This is a genomic window from Nocardioides sp. Z13_37 (assembly GCF_058355585.1).
Window position 1 is genome coordinate 331118 of sequence record NZ_JBZGDV010000004.1, and the last position, 16140, is coordinate 347257.

The 16140-nt window shown below is 72.7% G+C and carries 13 protein-coding genes, 1 tRNA gene and 1 rRNA gene; 7 read left to right on the plus strand and 8 right to left on the minus strand.

Features of this window, described 5'->3' with window-relative positions:
* Positions 1 to 52: 52 nt before the first annotated feature.
* The 4 genes from AC4H2S_RS12795 to AC4H2S_RS12810 form a co-directional block, all read right to left on the minus strand.
* Positions 53 to 124 (minus strand) — tRNA-Val (locus tag AC4H2S_RS12795).
* 249 nt (positions 125 to 373) lie between these two features.
* Complete coding sequence (locus tag AC4H2S_RS12800) at positions 374 to 844, minus strand: peroxiredoxin (RefSeq protein ID WP_491497360.1); 471 nt, start codon at positions 842 to 844, stop codon at positions 374 to 376.
* A complete protein-coding gene (locus AC4H2S_RS12805) occupies positions 841 to 2514 on the minus strand; it encodes an AMP-binding protein (protein WP_491497361.1) in 1674 nt (557 codons plus the stop codon). The genes AC4H2S_RS12800 and AC4H2S_RS12805 overlap by 4 nt, the downstream gene beginning before the upstream one ends.
* Entirely contained in the window at positions 2511 to 2909 is a 399-nt protein-coding gene (locus AC4H2S_RS12810; protein ID WP_491497362.1) for a DUF3052 domain-containing protein, read from the minus strand. Before AC4H2S_RS12810 ends, AC4H2S_RS12805 begins: the two co-directional genes overlap by 4 nt.
* Before the next feature lie 272 nt (positions 2910 to 3181).
* Here AC4H2S_RS12810 and aceE point away from each other — a divergent pair, with 272 nt between their 5' ends.
* Complete coding sequence (gene aceE, locus AC4H2S_RS12815) at positions 3182 to 5977, plus strand: pyruvate dehydrogenase (acetyl-transferring), homodimeric type (protein ID WP_491497363.1); 2796 nt, start codon at positions 3182 to 3184, stop codon at positions 5975 to 5977.
* 57 nt (positions 5978 to 6034) lie between these two features.
* Here the strand turns inward: aceE and AC4H2S_RS12820 are convergent, their stop codons facing one another.
* A complete protein-coding gene (locus AC4H2S_RS12820; protein WP_491497364.1) occupies positions 6035 to 7018 on the minus strand; it encodes an alpha/beta fold hydrolase in 984 nt (327 codons plus the stop codon).
* A gap of 201 nt (positions 7019 to 7219) precedes the next feature.
* Here AC4H2S_RS12820 and AC4H2S_RS12825 point away from each other — a divergent pair, with 201 nt between their 5' ends.
* The 6 genes from AC4H2S_RS12825 (at position 7220) to AC4H2S_RS12850 (ending at position 13878) form a co-directional block, all read left to right on the plus strand.
* Positions 7220 to 8392 (plus strand): PucR family transcriptional regulator, encoded by a 1173-nt coding sequence (locus AC4H2S_RS12825; protein WP_491497365.1) that lies wholly within the window; start codon positions 7220 to 7222, stop codon positions 8390 to 8392.
* Between the two features lie 79 nt (positions 8393 to 8471).
* Entirely contained in the window at positions 8472 to 9656 is a 1185-nt protein-coding gene (locus tag AC4H2S_RS12830) for an acyltransferase domain-containing protein (protein WP_491497366.1), read from the plus strand.
* Positions 9656 to 10669 (plus strand): beta-ketoacyl-ACP synthase III, encoded by a 1014-nt coding sequence (locus tag AC4H2S_RS12835; RefSeq protein ID WP_491497367.1) that lies wholly within the window; start codon positions 9656 to 9658, stop codon positions 10667 to 10669. Before AC4H2S_RS12830 ends, AC4H2S_RS12835 begins: the two co-directional genes overlap by 1 nt.
* A gap of 117 nt (positions 10670 to 10786) precedes the next feature.
* A complete protein-coding gene (locus AC4H2S_RS12840; RefSeq protein WP_172260204.1) occupies positions 10787 to 11032 on the plus strand; it encodes an acyl carrier protein in 246 nt (81 codons plus the stop codon).
* A gap of 91 nt (positions 11033 to 11123) precedes the next feature.
* Positions 11124 to 12374: a beta-ketoacyl-[acyl-carrier-protein] synthase family protein gene (locus AC4H2S_RS12845; RefSeq protein WP_491497368.1), complete on the plus strand. Its 1251-nt coding sequence runs from the start codon at positions 11124 to 11126 to the stop codon at positions 12372 to 12374.
* 73 nt (positions 12375 to 12447) lie between these two features.
* Positions 12448 to 13878, plus strand: coding sequence for an acyl-CoA carboxylase subunit beta (locus tag AC4H2S_RS12850; protein ID WP_491497369.1), 1431 nt, complete (start codon positions 12448 to 12450; stop codon positions 13876 to 13878).
* A 173-nt stretch (positions 13879 to 14051) separates the two neighbouring features.
* Here AC4H2S_RS12850 and AC4H2S_RS12855 read toward each other — a convergent pair whose 3' ends face one another.
* From AC4H2S_RS12855 to rrf, 3 genes are all read right to left on the minus strand, one after another.
* Complete coding sequence (locus tag AC4H2S_RS12855; protein ID WP_489976239.1) at positions 14052 to 14579, minus strand: DUF3145 domain-containing protein; 528 nt, start codon at positions 14577 to 14579, stop codon at positions 14052 to 14054.
* A 231-nt stretch (positions 14580 to 14810) separates the two neighbouring features.
* Positions 14811 to 15806 (minus strand): tetratricopeptide repeat protein, encoded by a 996-nt coding sequence (locus AC4H2S_RS12860; RefSeq protein ID WP_491497370.1) that lies wholly within the window; start codon positions 15804 to 15806, stop codon positions 14811 to 14813.
* 113 nt (positions 15807 to 15919) lie between these two features.
* Positions 15920 to 16037: ribosomal RNA gene (gene rrf, locus AC4H2S_RS12865) — 5S ribosomal RNA — on the minus strand.
* Between the last annotated feature and the right edge of the window lie 103 nt (positions 16038 to 16140).

Consider the following 16140-nt stretch of genomic DNA (forward strand, 5'->3'; position numbering starts at 1 on the left):
CTCCCTCGTCGAGGACCGGACGCCCACGAGACGGAGAGGGGCACGAGAGGGGTGCGTCGGGACGGTTTCGAACCGCCGACCGCTCGGGTGTAAACCGAGTGCTCTACCGCTGAGCTACCGACGCGCAGTGGCACACCCTACGGGACCGCGCACCGCGCCCGGCAACCGATCGGAGCGGGGCGTCGCGCGCCCCGGACCTTGCCCGGGGGCCGTGTCCGGGACCTTGCCCGGAAATGAGTTGAACCGCTGGCGTCTCGGGTCACCAGCGGTTCAACAAGGACAACAGTACATGGCCCCCCAAAAGGGGGGCCACGAATCGCGGAAAAGGGGATGATCTGTCTAGACCGCAGCGGCCCGGAGGCGTGCAACGACGCTAGAGAGCCGCGTGCAGCTCGCGCAGGTGCTCGTCGAGGTCACGACCGTCGAGGCTGGCGTTGTGCACCGACCAGCGCAGCCGGCCCTCGCGGTCGATGACGTAGGACGAGCGGCGCGGGGCGCCCTTGGTCTCGTCGAAGACCTCGTAGGCGGACGTGACTGCGCCGTGGGGCCACCAGTCGGACAGCAGCGGGAAGTTGAGGCCCTCGGCGTCGGCGAAGGTGCGCAGCGCGTAGACCGAGTCGCAGGAGACGGCCAGCACCTCGGTGTCGAAGGTGAGGAACTCGTCGAGCCGGTCGCGGACCCCCGACAGCTCGCCGGTGCACACGCCGGAGAAGGCGAACGGGAAGAACATCAGCACGACCGCCTTGCGGCCGCGGAAGTCGCTGAGCCGCACGTCCTGGCCGAACTGGTCGCGGAGCGTGAAGTCGGGAGCCTCGCCACCCATGCACAGTCCGTTGCTCGTCACGCTGGTTCCTCGCCGTCCTTCTTCTCGTCCCACCGGGCCAGGTCACGCTTGAGGACCTTGCCCGTCGCGTTGCGCGGGAGCTCGTCGACGAAGATGATCTCGCGCGGCACCTGGTAGCGGGCCAGGCTGGCCCGCACGTGCTCGCGCAGGTCGTCCTCCGAGACCTCGCCGGTGCGCACCACGAAGGCACGCAGACGCTGACCATAGTCCTCGTCGGCGACACCGACGGCGGCGACCTCCCCCACCGACTCGTGCGCGACCAGGCAGTCCTCCACCTCCTGCGGGAAGACGTTCTCGCCGCCGGAGACGATCATGTCGTCGTCGCGGCCCGCGACGTGCAGCCGGCCGGCCCGGTCGAGGTGGCCGACGTCGCCGGAGCACATGAGCCCGTCGACGACCTCCTTGGACCCGCCGCTGGTGTAGCCCTCGAAGAGGAGGCCGTTGCCGACGAAGATCCGCCCGGTCTCGCCGCGCGGGACCTCGTGGCCGGCGTCGTCGAGGATCCTCACGACCGTGCCGTGGGGTGGGCGGCCCGCGGACGTCGGGTCGGCCCGCAGGTCCTGCGGCGTCGCCACCGATGCGTAGGCGACCTCGGTCGAGCCGTAGATGTTGTAGAGGTTGTCGCCGAAGCGGTCCATCCACTCCCCCGCGAGCGTCGCCGGCAGCGCCGACCCGGACGACGCGACGATCCGCACGCGGGACAGGTCGACGCGGTCGAGCTCGGCAGGGTCGAGGGCGAGCATCCGCTGGAGCATCACGGGGATCACGACCAGCGACTCGCAGCGCTCGGACTCGGTGGTGCGCAGGGCCTGCCACGGATCGAAGCCGCGCCGCAGCACGACCGTCGAGCCGAGCAGCATCGACAGCGCCAGGTGGGCGAAGCCCCACGTGTGGAACAGCGGCGCCGCGATGTGGGTGCGGCGTCCGGCCCGCAGCGGCATCCGCGAGAGCAGCGACACCGCCGCGTCGACCCCCGCCTCCGGGCGCGGGGCGCCCTTGGGCGTGCCGGTCGTCCCCGAGGTCAGGATCACCACCCGGGCGTGGCGGGCCGGCGGGTGCAGGTCGCCCTCGTCGTACGCCGCCACCAGCCGCTCGAGGGTCTCCCCGCTCGCCGCGCCCCCGGCGCCGGCATCGCCAGCGTGGTCGTCGGTCCACGCCAGCACGCGGCGCCCGACCTCCGCGCCGGCGAGCAGGCCGGTGAACTCCTCGTCGTGCACGACCAGGCGCGGCGCCTCGCGGGCGAGCACGTCGACGAGCTGGGGTCCGGCGAAGGCGGTGTTGAGGTAGAGGATGTCGGCACCCAGCTTGGCGACCGCGACCGACGCCTCGACGAAGCCGCGGTGGTTGCGGCACATGATCGCCACCGCGTCGCCCTCGGCGACGCCGCGCTCGGCCAGCGCGCGGGCCAGCGAGTTGGAGCGCCGGTGCAGCTCGCCCCAGGTGAGCTCGCCGAGGTCGTCGACGATCCCGACCTGGTGCGGGGCGCGGGCGGCGAGGCTGGCGAAGCCGCCGGCGGGGCCGGTGCCCCAGAGCACGACCGTGCGCCCGAGGTCGAGCAAGGTGCGCGGGCCGTAGGGGCGGATCACGCCCGAGCGGCCCAGCACGCGGACGGTGGTGGCCGCGCCGGACGCCCGACCCACCAGGGTCGAGGCGACGGCGCGAGCCGTCACGCGGGGGTCTTCGGGGCGACCAGCCGGGTGGCCTGCCAGTCCTTGCTGACCGCCGCGGTGGTCGTCTGCGCGAGCCCCGCGATCGGGGCCGCCTCGGCGATGTCGGCCGCGTCCACGGTGCCGGGCCGGCCGACCTTCGGGGTGAGGAGCCAGATCGACCCGCCGCCGACGAGGTCGGTGAGCGCGTCGACGAGGCCGTCCACGAGGTCACCGTCGTCGTCGCGCCACCACAGCAGGACCGCGTCGACGACGTTGCCGTAGTCGCCGTCGACCATGTCGGCGTCGATCGTGTCCTCGACCGCGACGCGAAGCTCGTCATCGGTGTCGTTGTCCCAGCCGAGTTCCTGGACGACCATGCCGGGCTTGAGCCCCAGCCGGTCCCCCGCTCCTGTCACCGGGGCAGAATCGCCCACCGTCGAGCTCACGCAGTGCCTCCCATGTCCGGGTGCCCGACCGTTGTGGCCAGGCGGTGCGCACAGTCCACAGGAACACGGCAGGCGCCGCAACCCCGGCCCACCCCCGTGCGTTGTCCGAGCGTGCGTACGCCCGCCCTCCCGCGGCCGACCGGAGGCCTCGGGACGGCGCTCCGACGGCGCGCGCCCGCGCGCGCGGTGGGACTACCCGCCGGTAGATTTCGTGGCGCGGTGGAGCGTGACACGATGAGCAGGTGAGTGACGCCGAGAAGTCCAGCGAGAAGTCCAGCAAGAACCCGGCCATCGCGTCGGTCATCCACGAGGGCCTCCCGACCCAGCTGCCCGACATCGATCCCGACGAGACGCAGGAGTGGCTCGCGTCGTTCGACGCGATGCTGGACGACCGCGGCCGCGACCGGGCCCGCTACCTCATGCTGCGACTGCTCGAGCGGTCGCGCGAGAAGCAGGTCGGCGTGCCGGCGCTGCGCTCGACCGACTACATCAACACCATCCCGCCCGAGCGCGAGCCGTGGTTCCCCGGCGACGAGGAGGTGGAGCGCCGCATCCGCGCCTTCATCCGGTGGAACGCCGCGGTGATGGTGTCCTCGGCCAACCGTAAGGGCCTCGAGGTCGGCGGCCACATCGCCACCTACCAGTCCTCGGCCAGCCTCTACGAGGTCGGCTTCAACCACTTCTTCCGCGGCAAGGACCACGAGGGCGGCGGCGACCAGGTCTACATCCAGGGCCACGGCTCGCCGGGCGTCTACGCCCGCGCGTTCCTCGAGGGCCGGCTGAGCGAGACGCAGCTCTACCGCTTCCGCCAGGAGGTCCAGCACGGCAAGGGCGCCGGCCTGCCGTCCTACCCGCACCCGCGCCTGATGCCCGACTTCTGGGAGTTCCCGACCGTGTCGATGGGCCTCACGGCCATCAACTCGATCTACCAGGCCCGCTTCAACCGCTACCTCGACAACCGCGGCATCAAGGACACCGACCAGCAGCGCGTGTGGGCGTTCATGGGCGACGGCGAGATGGCCGAGCCCGAGTCGCTCGGCGCCATCCGCGTCGCGGCGCGCGAGGAGCTCGACAACCTCACCTGGGTCATCAACTGCAACCTCCAGCAGCTCGACGGCCCGGTCACCGGCAACGGCAAGATCATCCAGGAGCTCGAGGCCAACTTCCGCGGCGCCGGGTGGAACGTCATCAAGGTCGTGTGGGGCCGCGAGTGGGACGCGCTGCTGGCGCGCGACGTCGACGGCGTCCTGGTCAACCAGATGAACTCCACGCCCGACGGCGCGTTCCAGACCTACTCCACCGAGGACGGCGCCTACGTCCGCGAGCACTTCTTCGGCGGCGACCCGCGTCTGCGCTCGATGGTCGAGCACATGTCGGACTCCCAGATCGAGAAGCTGCCGCGCGGCGGCCACGACTACCGCAAGGTCTACGCCGCCTTCGACGCCGCGACCAAGCACACCGGCCAGCCGACGGTGATCCTCGCCCACACCATCAAGGGCTGGACGATCGACGCCCTCGAGGGCAAGAACGCCACCCACCAGATGAAGAAGCTCACCCTGGGCGACCTCAAGAAGTTCCGCGACCGGCTCTACCTGCCGATCAGCGACCGCGACCTCGAGGAGTCGTACGAGAAGACGGGCGGCGCCCCGTTCTTCCACCCCGGCTCCGAGGCCCCCGAGATCGAGTACATGCTCGAGCGCCGCAGGGCCCTCGGCGGCTCGATCCCGCGCCGCGTCAACCGCGCCTCCGCGCTCAAGCTGCCCGGCGACGACATGTACGCCGAGCTCAAGCAGGGCTCGGGCAAGAACAAGATCGCCAGCACGATGGCCGTCGTGCGCCAGCTGCGCGACTGGATGAAGGACCCCGGCATCGGCGAGCGCATCGTCCCGATCGCGCCCGACGAGTACCGCACCTTCGGCATGGACTCGATGTTCCCGAGCGCCAAGGTCTACAACCCGGGCGGGCAGCAGTACGAGTCAGTCGACCGCAAGCTGCTGCTGTCCTACAAGGAGTCCGCGCAGGGCCAGATGCTCCACGAGGGCATCTCCGAGGCGGGTGCCGTCGCGTCGGCGACCGCCGCCGGCTCGGCGTACTCCACGCACGGCGAGCACATGATCCCGTTCTACATCTTCTACTCGATGTTCGGGTTCCAGCGCACGGGTGACTCGATCTGGGCGATGGCCGACCAGCTCGCCCGTGGCTTCCTCATCGGCGCCACGGCCGGCCGCACCACGCTCACCGGCGAGGGCCTCCAGCACGCCGACGGCCACTCGCCGCTGCTGGCGGCGACCAACCCGGCGGTCGTGCACTACGACCCCGCGTTCGCCTACGAGATCGCCCACATCATGCAGAGCGGCCTCGAGCGGATGTACGGCACCGGCGGGCCCGAGGGCCACGGCGAGGACGTCATCTTCTACCTCACCGTCTACAACGAGCCGGTCTCCCAGCCCGCCGAGCCGGACGACGTCGACGTCGAGGGGATCCTGCGGGGCATCCACAAGGTCGGCTCCGCCGAGGGTGAGGGCCCGCGGGTCCAGCTGATGGCCTCGGGCGTCGGCTACCCGTGGATCGAGGAGGCGGCCCGCCTGCTCGCCGAGGACTGGGGCGTCCAGTCCGACCTGTGGTCGGTCACGTCGTGGAACGAGCTGGCCCGCGACGGTGCCGCGGCCGAGCAGTGGAACCTGCTCAACCCGGGCGAGCAGCGCCGCACCCCCTACGTCAGCGACAAGCTCGCCGACGTGCGGGGCCCGGTCGTCGCCGTGTCCGACTACATGCGGGCGGTCCCGCTCCAGATCGCCCGCTGGGTGCCGGCCGACTACCGCGTCCTGGGTGCCGACGGGTTCGGCTTCGCCGACACCCGCCCGGCCGCCCGGCGGTTCTTCCACATCGACGCGGTCAGCGTCGTCGTCCAGGCGCTCCAGGCCCTGGCCGACGCCGGCGACTTCCCGGTGGACAAGGTCGTCGAGGCCGCCCAGCGCTACCGGATCGACGACCCCACCGCGACCCAGGACATCAAGCAGGAGGGCGGCGACGCCTGACGGCTCGCCGACGTCCCACGAGCGCCGACGCCCGCCCGACCCGGAGCACCGTCCGGGTCAGGCGGGCGTCGCGCGTACGTCGTCCAGCGGCACGACCGGCGCGTCGCCGGCCCGCGCCTCGGCCGGCGGGACCGGCGCCCCGCCGTGCAGCAGCTCGCGCCACCGGTCGCGATCGTGGCGGCTGGGCTCCGTGGTGCGGATGAAGTCGCGCACGATCCTGGCGAACCGCTCGGGGTGGTCGCGGTGCGGGAAGTGGCCGGCGTCGGGGATGATCTCGACGCGCGCGGTCGGCGCGAGGGCGCGGGCGGTGTCGGCGTGGCGGGCCGGGATGACCATGTCGTCGGAGCCCCACACGACGCACATCGGCATCGCCTCGGTCAGGTAGGCCCGGTCGGCCATCGTGACGACCTGGCCCTTCCAGTCCACGACGGCCCGCACGACGTGGCGGATCGCCGCCCGGGCGCTGGGGTCCTTGAACGAGTCGTAGATCGCCGCGACCTCGTCGAGGTCGCGCAGCCGGGCCACCCCGGTGCCCGCGAGCACACGGAGGGTGGTCGTGGCGGCGTGGCGCAGGCCCGGTGCGGCGAGCACGCCCATCACCTGGTGGAACCCCGGCGTGGTGATCGCGCGGATGGCCGGGTGCACCTCGGGGCCGAGGCCGCCGGACCCGACGAGCACCAGGCGCTCGGTGCGCTCGGGGTACTGGTAGGCGAACTGCATCGCCACTCCCCCGCCGAAGCTGTGCCCGACCACCGTCGCGGTGTCGATGCCGAGCACCGTCAGCAGGTCGCGCATGCCGTTGGCATAGCCGCCGACGCTGTAGTCGGCCCGCGGCTTGTCGGACGCGCCGTGTCCCAGCAGGTCGGGCGCGAGCACGGTGTGGGTCCGCGACAGCGAGGTGATCACCGGGTCCCAGGTGGTGTGGTCACACCCGAGGCCGTGGAGCAGCAGCACCACGGGGCCCGATCCGGCACGGACGAAGGCGCGCCGGTGGCCGTGCACGGTCACGTGCTCGACCTGCGGGGTGCTCTTGCGGGACACTCTCGACCTCCCACTCGGCCGCGGGCGCGGACTGTCGCGGATTCAACCAGAGTGGATGACCACGTACCCCGTCCGGCTCGCACCGATGCGGACTCGTGACCATCGGCCCACGCGGCAGCCCACACCGCGGGAGCCGTCCGCGTCGCGTCGGTGCGCTTGGTGGGAATCCCACTACCCGGCCGGTCCCACTACAGTCGTGCCGTGTCCGCGTCCAGACGTCGCGCAGCCGAGGCGCTGCGCAACTCCACAGGAGCGCTCAGCACGGCCGCCACGGCCCGGATGTCCACCGACCTCCCGTGGTTCGACGACCTGAGCGCGGAGGACCGGTCGTGGGTCGGGCTCATCGTCCAGGCCGGCATCCGCGGCTTCGTCGACTGGTACGACCGGGAGATCGAGGCGTCCGCGCACGACCCGCTCGACGTGGTCGTGTTCGGCGCCGCGCCCCGCGAGCTGACCGGCGTGATCTCGCTCCAGCAGACGGTCGAGCTGGTGCGGCTGAGCATCCGGGTCGTCGAGACCACCATCGACGCGCTCCTCCACCCCGAGGACGCCCGCGAGGTGCACGACGCGGTGCTGCGCTACGCCCGCGAGGTCGCCTTCGCCACCGCCGCCGTCTACGCCCGCGCCGCGGAGTCGCGCGGCGCCTGGGACGCCCGCCTCGAGGCCCTGGTGGTCGACGCGGTCGTGCGGGCCGAGGCCGACGAGGCCGTGCTCTCCCGAGCGAGCGCGCTCGGCTGGGGAGCCCACGGCGACGTCGCCGTGGTGCTGGGCTCCACGCCTCCGCACCGCGCGGAGCTCGACGTCTTCGAGTCCGTACGCCGCTCGGCGCGCGCCGGCGGGATGGACGCCCTGTGCGCCACGCAGGGCGACCGGCTGGTCGTCGTGCTGGGCGGCGTGAGCGACCCGTTGCAGGCCGCGACCCGGCTCCTCGAGCACTTCGGCGACGGCCCGGTGGTGGTGGGGCAGGTGACCGCCGACCTCGCCCACGCCAGCGCCTCGGCCCGCGACGCCCTGTCCGCCCACCGGGCGGCCACCGGCTGGCCCGACGCCCCCCGACCGGTGGCCAGCCGCGACCTGCTCCCCGAGCGGGCACTGGCCGGCGACGGGCACGCGCGCCGCCACCTCGTCGACGAGGTCTACCTTCCCCTGGTCAAGGCTCGCGGCACCCTCCTCGAGACGCTCGGGGCATGGTTCGAGCACGGCTCCTCGATCGAGGCGACCGCGCGTGCGCTCTTCGTGCACCCCAACACCGTGCGCTACCGGCTGCGCCAGATCACCGACACCACCGGCTGGTCGCCGACGCGTCCCCGCGAGGCGTTCGCGCTCCAGCTCGCCCTGATCCTGGGACGCCAGTCCGGACGCACGGAGTTGTAGGAACCCTACAAGGATCCGGGGGTCAGATTCGTGGGCGGCGGACCAGCGGCGCCCGGCCCCGACCCGGCAGAGTGGGCGTGTGCTCGTCATCGTCGCCCCCGGCCAAGGGGCCCAGTCCCCCGGTTTCCTCACGCCCTGGCTGGAGGACCCCACCTTCGCCGCGCGGTTCGACTGGCTGGCGACCGTCGCCGACGTCGACCTGGCGCACTACGGCACCCAGGCCGACGCCGAGACCATCCGCGACACCAAGATCGCCCAGCCGCTGCTCGTGGCGACCGGCCTGGTCGCGGCACTCGACCTCTTCCCGCACCCGGGCGACGCGTTCGCCCGCATCGGCGCGGTCGCCGGCCACAGCGTCGGCGAGCTGACCGCCGCGGCGGGTGCGCGGGTGATGACCGCCGAGCAGGCGATGGTGCTGGTGCGCGAGCGCGGCAACGCGATGGCCGACGCGGCCACCACCACCGCCACCGGGATGACCGCCGTCCTCGGTGGCGACCGCGACGAGGTCCTCGCCGCGATCGAGCGCCACGGGCTCACCGCCGCCAACGACAACGGTCCCGGGCAGGTCGTCGCCGCCGGCACGACCGAGCAGCTGGCCGCGTTCGCCGACGACCCGCCCGCCAAGGCGCGGCTCATGCCGCTGAGCGTCGCGGGAGCGTTCCACACCGAGCACATGGCCCCCGCCGTCGACCGCCTCGCCTCCCTCGCCCGCTCGGTCTCCACCCACGACCCGCGCACCCCGGTGATCTCCAACCGCGACGGCCAGGTGGTCCACGACGGTCGGGACGTGCTGCGCCGCATCGTCGGGCAGATCGCCAACCCGGTCCGCTGGGACCTCTGCCTGGAGACGATGGGCGACCTCGGCGTCACCGGCATCCTGGAGATGCCGCCCGCCGGCACGCTGACCGGCATCGCCAAGCGCGCGCTCAAGGGCGTGGAGACCTTCGCCCTCAAGACGCCCGACCAGCTCGACGCGGCCCGCGAGTTCTGCGACAAGCACGGCGAGGCCTCGATGATCGAGACCACCCCGACCTGGCGGATGATCGTCTCGCCCGCCAAGGGCACCTTCCACCTCTCCGCCGAGGCCGCCCAGCTCCACCTGCTCGCGCCCGGCGCCACGATCGGCGCGGTGGCCAGCCTGCGCGACCGCACCGACATCACCGCGCCGCACGGCGGCTCCGTCGTCGAGTGGCTCGTCGAGGACGGCGACCTGGTCTCCCCCGGCCAGCCCCTCCTGCGCCTGCACCCCGAGGCCTCGCTCTGATGGCGGCGATCACCGCGGCGACCGGCGCCGCCCACGCCCGCATCCTCGGCCTCGGCGTCTACCGCCCCTCCCGCATCGTGCCCAACTCCGAGGTGGTCGAGGCGATCGACTCCAGCGACGAGTGGATCCAGCAGCGCTCGGGCATCCGCACGCGCCGCTTCGCCACCCCCGAGGAGACGGTGCAGATGATGAGCGTCGCCGCCTCGCGGCAGGCCCTCGAGCGCGCCGGCATCAGCCCCGAGCAGATCGACTGCGTCGTCGTCGCGACGGTCAGCCACCTGCTCCAGACCCCGGCCATCGCCCCGGCGATCGCCACCGAGCTCGGCACCGACCACGCCGCGGCGTTCGACATCTCGGCCGCGTGCGCCGGCTTCTGCCACGCCGTCGCGCTCGGAGCCGACATGGTGCGCGGCGGCAGTGCCGGGCACGTCCTGGTGATCGGCGTCGAGCGGCTCTCCGACATCACCGACATGAGCGACCGCGGCACCGCCTTCATCTTCGCCGACGGCGCAGGCGCCGCGGTGATCGGCCCGAGCGACGTCGCCGGCATCGGCCCGGTGGTGTGGGGCTCCGACGGCGAGCAGTACGACCTCATCCGCCAGCGCGAGGACTGGCGCGATGTCGTCGGCGACGACGACACGCCCGGGTCCGGCGTGATGCCGCACCTGACGATGCAGGGCAACCCGGTCTTCCGGTGGGCCTCCTTCACGATGGCCAAGGTCGCCCAGCAGGCCCTGGACGCCGCCGGCGTGAGCGCCGACGACCTCGACGTCTTCGTCCCCCACCAGGCCAACATGCGCATCATCGACGCGATGGCGCGCTCGATGAAGCTGCCCGAGCACGTGCGGATCGCCCGCGACATCGCCGACCAGGGCAACACGTCGGCGGCCTCGGTGCCGCTCGCCCTCGACCGGATGATGCTCGAGGGCGACGCCCGCAGCGGCGACACCGCCCTCCTCATCGCCTTCGGCGCCGGCCTGGCCTACGCCGCGCAGGTCGTCACCGTCCCCTGACCCGGCACCTGCGCTGGCGCACGACGAGGCGCACGACGAGACGCACCGAGCATCCCCCCACAGACCCGCACGACGCACATACCGAGCAGCACCCACACAACAAGAAGGGAAGGCCCCATGGCCAGCACCGAAGAAATCCGTGCCGACCTCGCTGAGATCGTCAACGAGGTGGCCGGCGTCGACGCCGACGACGTCCAGCTGGACAAGTCCTTCGTGGACGACCTCGACGTCGACTCGCTCTCCATGGTGGAGGTCGTCGTGGCCGCCGAGGAGAAGTTCGGCGTGACCATCCCCGACGACGAGGTCAAGAACCTGAAGACCGTGGGCGACGCCGTCGCCTACATCGAGCGCGCCCAGGGCTGACGCTCATCCCCTCACGTCACGGGTGGCCGGAGTCCAGCCCGGCCCCCGTGACCCAGGAACCACCAACCCCGCGAGAACGGAACCTCACCTGATGCCCTCGACCCGCGTAGTCGTCACCGGCCTCGGCACCACCTCCCCCCTCGGCGGGGACGTCGCCTCCACGTGGCAGGCGATGCTGTCCGGCACCTCCGGCATCGTGCGCCTCACCGACGAGTGGGTCGACCAGCTGCCGGTGAAGATCGGCGGCCGGGTCGCCGTCGAGCCGTCCGAGGTCCTCGAGCGCGTCAAGGCGCGCCGGCTCGACCGCTCCAGCCAGTTCGCCATGGTCGCCGCTGACCAGGCGTGGGCCGACGCGGGCCTGGAGGGCTCCGGCCTCGAGCCCGAGCGCCTGGGCGTGGCCATCGCCTCGGGCATCGGCGGGGTCACCACGCTCCTGGCCAACTACGACGCCCTGCTCGAGAAGGGCGCCCGTCGGGTCTCCCCGCTGGCCGTGCCGATGCTGATGCCCAACGCGCCGGCCGCCAACGTCAGTCTCAAGTACGGCGCCCGCGCCGCCGTGCACGCGCCCACCTCCGCGTGCGCGTCGGGCAACGAGGCCATCTCGATGGCCGTCGACCTGATCCGCCTCGGCCGCGCCGACGTCGTGCTGGCCGGCGGCACCGAGGCCGCGATCCACCCGCTTCCCATGGCGGCGTTCGCCAACATGATGGCGCTGTCCAAGACCGCCAGCGACGACGGCGGCGACCCGACGACGGTCTCGCGCCCCTGGGACACCGGCCGCGACGGCTTCGTCCTCGGCGAGGGCGGTGCCGTGCTCGTGCTCGAGTCCGAGGAGCACGCCCGGGCCCGCGGCGCGACGATCTACGCCGAGGTGCGCGGCGCCGGCATCAGCAACGACGCCCACGACATCGCCCAGCCCGACCCCGAGGGTCGCGGCGGCACCCGCGCGATCCAGATGGCGCTGCGCGAGGGCGACGTCGACCCGGCCACGGTCGTCCACGTCAACGCCCACGCCACGTCCACGCCGAAGGGCGACATCGCCGAGGGCCTCATGCTCCACACCGTGCTCGGCGAGCACGTCGACCGCTGCGTGGTCACGAGCACCAAGTCGATGACCGGACACCTGCTCGGCGGAGCCGGCGCGCTGGAGGCGGTCGCGACCGTGATGGCCCTCCGCGACCGGGTCAGCCCGCCCACGATCAACCTCGACGACCTGGACCCCGAGGTCGACCTCGACATCCCGACGGCGCGGCGCGACCTGCCCGACGGCGACATCGTGGCGCTCAACAACTCCTTCGGCTTCGGCGGCGCCAACGTCGCCGTGGCCTTCGGCAGCGTCTGAGCCCCACCCCCACCCACGAAGCCCCGCTCGCGACTCTCCCGGACGACACCGCGGGGAACTCGGAAGGATCCTGATGACGACGACGGCCACCAAGCCCGCCAAGCTGCCCCGCGAGCAGGACCCCCGCAACCCGGTCCACCGGCTCACCGCGCTGCTCGACGAGGGCACGCTCGAGCTGATCACCCCCGACGACGACTCCGGGATGCTCGCCGCGGTGGGTCGCGTCGACGGCACGTCCGTGGTGGCGTTCTGCAGCGACGCGACCGTCATGGGCGGCGCGATGGGCGACGTGGGCTGCCGGGTGGTGGTCGACGCCTACCACCGCGCGATCACCGACGGGGTCCCGATCATCGGGCTGTGGCACTCCGGTGGAGCCCGCCTCGCCGAGGGCGTGCTGTCCCTCCACGCCGTCGGCCGCATCTTCCAGGTGATGACGCAGGCCTCCGGCGTGATCCCGCAGATCTCGGTCGTGCTCGGCCCGGCCGCCGGCGGCGCCGCCTACGGGCCCGCGCTCACCGACGTGGTCATCCTCGGCCCCGAGGGCCGCATCTTCGTCACCGGCCCCGACGTGGTGCGTTCGGTCACCGGCGAGGACGTCGACATGCTCCGCCTCGGCGGGCCCGAGCCGCACGGCCGGCGCTCCGGCGTGGTGCACATCCTCACCGAGTCCGAGCGCGAGGCGCTCGACCGCGCCCGCACGGTCGCCTCGCTCCTCGGCGCCCAGGGCAGCCTGGCCGCCGACTCCGTGGAGGACCGCGACCTCGAGGCCCTCCTGCCGGAGTCGAAGAAGCGCGCCTACGACGTCCACCCGCTCGTCGACGGGGTGCTCGACGAGGGCACCATGCAGGAGCTCCACGCCCGGTGGGCGCCCAACATCGTCACCGCCCTGGGCCGCTTCGGCGGCCGCACCGTCGGCGTCGTCGCCAACAACCCGCTGCGGCTCGGCGGCTGCCTCGACTCCCTGTCGGCCGAGAAGGCCTCACGCTTCGTGCGCATGTGCGACGCGTTGGGGGTCCCGCTGATCGTGCTCGTCGACGTGCCGGGCTACCTCCCCGGCGTCGGCCAGGAGTGGGACGGCGTCGTACGACGCGGCGCCAAGCTGCTGCACGCGTTCGGCGAGTGCGTGGTGCCGCGGGTGACGCTCGTGACCCGCAAGACCTACGGTGGCGCCTACATCGCGATGAACGCCCGCTCGCTCGGGGCCACGCGCGTGCTGGCCTGGCCCGGCGCCGAGGTCGCCGTGATGGGGGCCGTGGCCGCGATCCGGATCCTGCACCGCCGCCGGCTGGCGGAGGTCTCGCCGGAGATCCGTCCGCAGGTGGAGGCGGAGCTGGCCGCCGAGCACGAGCGGATCGCCGGCGGCGTCGACAAGGCCGTCGAGATCGGGGTGGTCGACGAGGTCGTCGAGCCCGCCCGCACCCGCAGCGCGATCGCGCACGCGATCCGCCACGAGATCGACACCGCGGGCGTGCGCCGCGGGCGCCACGGCAACATCCCGCTCTGACGCCTGCACCGCCCGGCGGGTGCTCTGGGGCCCGGAGACGGGCCGCGCGGTCGAGGCCCTGGCCCGGTCCCGCCCGGGGCACTGAGCGGGCCTCACGCGCCGCTCAGGGCCTCTCGGTGAGTTGTCTGGGCGTTGTTGGGGGCGCCAGGGGCCGTTCCCCCGGCGCGCCGCGCTCAGACGACCTGGTGGAGCCAGCGGACGGGAGCGCCCTCTCCGGCGTGGCGGAACGTCTCCAGCTCGTCGTCCCAGGGCTTGCCGAGCAGCTGGTCGATCTCGAGCAGCAGCGTGGTGTCGCCGAGGGCTGCCTTGACGACGGCCGCCTTGAGCCGGTCCTCGGGGATCAGGATGTCGCCGTGGGGTCCGGTGATCGCGTGGAAGATGCCGAGGTCGGGGGTGCAGGAGAAGCGGGTGCCCTCGGTCGAGCTCGTCGGCTCCTCGGTGATCTCGAAGCGCAGGTGGTTCCAGCCGCGCAGCGCCGACGCGACGGCGGCGGCGGTGCCGGCCGAGCCCGTCCACGACAGCTCGGCGCGGTAGGAGCCCGGCTGGGCCGGCTGCGGCGTCCAGTCGAGGGAGACGGCCACGCCAAGGACTCCGCCCACGGCCCACTCGATGTGCGGGCAGAGTGCGGAGGGAGCTGAGTGCACGTAGAGGATGCCCCTCGTGGCCGGACCGTCCGGACGGGAAGCAATGCGTGTGGTCACGGTGACCTCCTTGAGTTCCGACGCTCCAGATGCGCCTTCCCCAGCGGTCTGTCGTCAGTGCTCAACAAGAGTCGAGTGACACGTATGTGATTAGGGCTCCATTGTGACGCATGTGGCGTCCGAGCGCCAGCGATCACGCCGAACGGCCCGTCGCGCCAGCCCGCAGTACTGGACTGCGGGCTGGACTGAGAGCTGGACTGGGGCTGGCTACGTGCCGCCTCGGTTGCCCGGTCAGGACTGGCGGCGCTCCAGGGCGTCGGCGCGCTGCGCGGCGTCGGTCAGCTCCTCGGAGTCGATCGCGTGCGTGCGGTGGAACCACGCCAGCGCGTCGGACTCGCGGCCGGCGGCCTCGAGCGTGTCGGCGTAGGCGTAGCGCAGGCGCACCACCCAGGGAGCCCGGCTCTTGGAGGTGAGCGGCGCGAGCTCGAGGGTGCGCAGGGCTGCGTCGAGCTGGCCCATGTCACGCCGTGCGCCGGCCTCGACCAGCGTCATCTCGGCCTTCGCCTCGGTGCTGAAGTTGACCACCGACGGGCTCTTGGCCAGCTTGATGGCCTGCTCGGGGTTGCCCAGCGCACGGTGGCAGTCCGCCATGATCGGCAGGTAGTCGGTGGCGCCGTTCATCCGCTTCGCCGCACGCAGCTCCGACAGCGCCTCGGCGTAGTGTCCCGCGGCGTAGGCGGTCTCGCCGGCGGCCTCGCGCACGACCGCGATCCGCGACGCACGGGCGCGCGCTGCCAGGGCGTGACGGTAGGCGAGCTCGGGGTCCTGGTCGATGAACACACCGGCGGCGGCGAGGTGCCTGGCCACCCGGGCGGCGAGCTTCTCGGGCAGGCCCTTGAGCTGCGCGCGTACGCCCCGGTCGAGCTCGGCACCCGTGATGCCCTCGGGCAGGTCGGGTCCGTCGTAGGCCGCCTGGTCGACGGTGCGCGGCGCCTGGTCGGAGCGGCCGCGGAACGATCGCTCCTGACCGCGCTCGGGGCGCTTCCCGCCCCCGCTGGCGGGCTTGCCGCCCGACGGCTTGCCCCCGGACGACGGACGGCCCGATGCGCCGCGGCCCTCGCCGGAGCGGCTCGCGCCGCGCGCGTCGCCGCGCTTGCTGCCATCGCGGGAGTCACCGCGCTGGCCGTCGCGCGAGCTGGAGCCGCCGCGGCCGCCGGCGGACGAGCCTCCTCGGCCGGCGCCGGTCCCGCCTCGTGCCGGTCGCTGTCCTCGACGATCCTCGGCCACAGCCGCACTTCCCTTCTCCACGCGTGGGTCCCCGTTCGGGGTCAACGCTACTCATACGCGCCGCAAAATGACGCAGGGGCCACCAGATCACTGGTGGCCCCTGCCAAATGTATGTCCGGCGGCGTCCTACTCTCCCACAACCTCTCGGTTGCAGTACCATCGGCGCTGAAAGGCTTAACTTCCGGGTTCGGTATGGGACCGGGTGTTTCCCGTTTCGCTATGGCCGCCGTAACTTTGTCAACTCAATCAAACCCGATGGGTTTGTTGGTTGGGAACTGCTTAGTGGACGCGAACATGTGTGTTCGTCTTTTGCGCGTGTGTGGTCTTGTACGGT

Coding starts and splice junctions, on each gene's coding strand:
- AC4H2S_RS12835 (WP_491497367.1), top strand. CDS start 9,656: ATGGCGGCGATCACCGCGGCGACCGGCGCCGCCCACGCCCGCATCCTC.
- AC4H2S_RS12840 (WP_172260204.1), top strand. CDS start 10,787: ATGGCCAGCACCGAAGAAATCCGTGCCGACCTCGCTGAGATCGTCAAC.
- AC4H2S_RS12845 (WP_491497368.1), top strand. CDS start 11,124: ATGCCCTCGACCCGCGTAGTCGTCACCGGCCTCGGCACCACCTCCCCC.
- AC4H2S_RS12850 (WP_491497369.1), top strand. CDS start 12,448: ATGACGACGACGGCCACCAAGCCCGCCAAGCTGCCCCGCGAGCAGGAC.